Source organism: Bacillus sp. JJ864 (assembly GCF_036963045.1).
GTDB classification, from domain to species: domain Bacteria; phylum Bacillota; class Bacilli; order Bacillales; family Bacillaceae_G; genus Bacillus_A; species Bacillus_A pseudomycoides_C.
Genome location: NZ_JBALLY010000130.1, coordinates 1 through 2,580 on the forward strand (window position 1 = coordinate 1; position 2,580 = coordinate 2,580).

General features: G+C 32.4%; 3 protein-coding genes and 1 pseudogene. 3 read left to right on the top strand and 1 reads right to left on the bottom strand.

Annotated elements, in window-relative coordinates:
• Window positions 1-630: response regulator transcription factor (locus V7024_RS18445; RefSeq protein WP_335522538.1), on the bottom strand; the 630-nt coding region annotated here is incomplete at its 3' end.
• Between the two features lie 149 nt (window positions 631-779).
• On the opposite strand from V7024_RS18445, the pseudogene V7024_RS18450 reads away from it, so the two are divergent.
• From V7024_RS18450 to V7024_RS18460, 3 genes and pseudogenes are all read left to right on the top strand, one after another.
• Window positions 780-1,004 (top strand): annotated as a pseudogene (locus V7024_RS18450) (HIT domain-containing protein); the annotation flags it as partial.
• A gap of 290 nt (window positions 1,005-1,294) precedes the next feature.
• Window positions 1,295-2,053 carry a topoisomerase DNA-binding C4 zinc finger domain-containing protein gene (locus tag V7024_RS18455; protein ID WP_335522534.1) on the top strand — a complete coding sequence of 253 codons (759 nt, stop codon included), beginning with the start codon at window positions 1,295-1,297 and terminating at the stop codon, window positions 2,051-2,053.
• Between the two features lie 82 nt (window positions 2,054-2,135).
• Complete coding sequence (locus tag V7024_RS18460; protein WP_335522536.1) at window positions 2,136-2,561, top strand: hypothetical protein; 426 nt, start codon at window positions 2,136-2,138, stop codon at window positions 2,559-2,561.
• The last annotated feature ends 19 nt before the right edge of the window (window positions 2,562-2,580 follow it).

A 2,580-nucleotide genomic window follows, 5' to 3' on the forward strand; every position in this document is an offset into this window, starting at 1 on the left:
AACCGTTCTAATTTTCTCATCTAAATCAAGTTTTTTTCTAATCCTTTGAATATGCATATCCACAGTTCTAGTTTCTCCTAGGTAATCATATCCCCAAATTTTTTCTAAAATTCTTTCCCTAGATAAAGCTATTCCTTTATTTTGTATTAAAAGACATAAAAGCTCGAATTCTTTTAGCGTTAAATCGATACTATTGCCATCTTTTTTCACAAGCATTTCTTCTATATATATTTCTAAATTCCCGAAACGTATGGCGTTATTTTTTTTACTGTAACGTCTTAAAACTGTTTCAACTCTTGCTAAAAGTTCTATAGACTCAAAAGGTTTTCCTATATAATCATCTGCTCCCATTTTAAGCCCCTTCACCTTATCCGTAATGGATGATTTAGCTGATAAAAAAATTACAGGTATGTCCTTATGCTTTATTTTATCTATTATGCTAAACCCGTCTATTTCTGGAAGCATAACGTCTAAGAGTATTAAATCAAATTGTTCCGATTCTATTACTTCTAAAGCGTGTCTTCCATTGTAAACCTGGATAGTTTCATAATTTACCATTTTTAAATTTAGGTTTATTAAATCTGAAATAGTTGGCTCATCTTCTACAATTAATATTTTTTCTGCTTTCATCAGTTCACTCTCCAAAGAATAATACTTACCGTACAAATCCCCCAAAAGGAATAAATAATACATTAGACTTCCATCACAGTTAGTATTTAATTTGCCAAATTGTTGTTTGTTCAACTACCTAGCCCATCTTACCAAATAAATAAGATCCATTTCCAGTTCATATTGTTACCATACCAAAGAAACATATTTCTTCTTTAATTACATTAGATGAAAGTGATAACGACTTATTGCTTGAACTATTAGGAGTGATAAAACAAGTTGCTACTAAAGTGACATCCGAACACGGGGCATGTAGGGTAATAACTAACTTAAGCAAATACCAAGATTCTAAACACCTTCATTGGCATATTGTCTCTGGAGAACCTATAAAATAAGATTTGTCATATTCAAGTATTGGTGAGCGTTAGTTCAAGAAGAAGGGATATATTTTTGTTATTCCATTAAAGGGCGCGATTACTGAGCAAGGAATAAAAGGGTGATACATATTATATATGACTAATATGTATCACCCTTTATTTTTTATGACTTTTTACAATTTAGGTCTTGATAAAGCATTTATAGCGTGATTTGGTTCCATTGCTACGCAGACCCCATAAGTGTTATAACATAAATATATTATGTTATCTTCATATAACTCTATAAAACTGAAAGGAGATTCACAATTATGATATTTACTGAAGTATTTCAGCATTTAGATGAATTTTGTAAAAATGAAACTACCAAAAGTGCTCTTTTCAATTTCGAGTATAACAACGGTCTTTTCACAGGTATCTATTTACCTATCCCAAAAAGCATTTTAATTACTTGTAAAAATGCAAACGCAAGTTGGGTTCTTGAAAGCAATAATAATGAAAACGTAAACGTAAACGTTTATATACCGAACGATATTTTCCAGCAAGTGAGCGATTATGTATGTACAAGTGATGAAAAAGGAGATCGGAAAACATCCCCATTTTTTGAAGAACTGCAAAAACACCTTTTAAGTTTACCTTTAAATACTTTCAAAGAAGCACCTACTGATTTATTAATCAAAAACGCAAGAACTGCAAAAACAAACGATACAAAATACGATGAAAAGGGAAAAGGTGATAAGGTATACTTCGATCATTGGCGAAGAAACAAGGTACATAACGTTAGCACTTTGAACCTTCAAAAAACTCGTAGATGGTTTGGTGAAGAAATATATGAATACTGTAAAAAATATAACATCAGTTCTAGATGGCTACCCGAACCTTCGAAAAATATTAAACAGCACTTGTTGTTCTTCGACACTACAGAAGCCAAAGCTCAACTTAGAGAAAAACGAATGACTTGTCCAAAGTGCTCAAAACCTTTAATAGAGAAAATAAACAGTCAGTCTAAAGAATCCTTCCTGGGATGTAAAGGCTTCCCTTTATGTAGGCATACCGAAAATGTAGATTAGCAGATAAAAAGAAAGTAAATAATAATTGTTCATTCTGGAGCTATTATGATGTTATCAAACCAATATAAAAAGGATGATTACAATGATACCCGAACCAAATTGGCAGCCAATTAGTGCTCTATCCATGATTGCAAATATGATTGATGGGCAGCTAGAAGATGCACAAGAGCAATACACTCGTTTATTAGAAGCGCAGCCAACACCGCATATATTAGATGACTACACAATCCATCGCACCATTCAAGTATATACTGATCAACTTGAATTTGTTCCAATATATAAAACACAACTGAAAAAGTGGCAACTAGAAGCGCATACAACTTCTATTCAACAAAGTGAAATCAAACGACTACAAGAACAAATGAAGAAATGGGAGAACATTTTAAATAGTATCTTGCACTTAGCAAGTGAACTAAAAGAGGGAACAATCGAAAACATGCTGTCAAAAAGCGATTGGGAGCTAGGCATCCAAGGTTTGCAAAAACATAATAACTCGAAACGTTATTAATAAAAAATGTCCCCTGGAA

Coding starts and splice junctions, on each gene's coding strand:
- V7024_RS18460 (WP_335522536.1), top strand. CDS start 2,136: ATGATACCCGAACCAAATTGGCAGCCAATTAGTGCTCTATCCATGATT.
- V7024_RS18455 (WP_335522534.1), top strand. CDS start 1,295: ATGATATTTACTGAAGTATTTCAGCATTTAGATGAATTTTGTAAAAAT.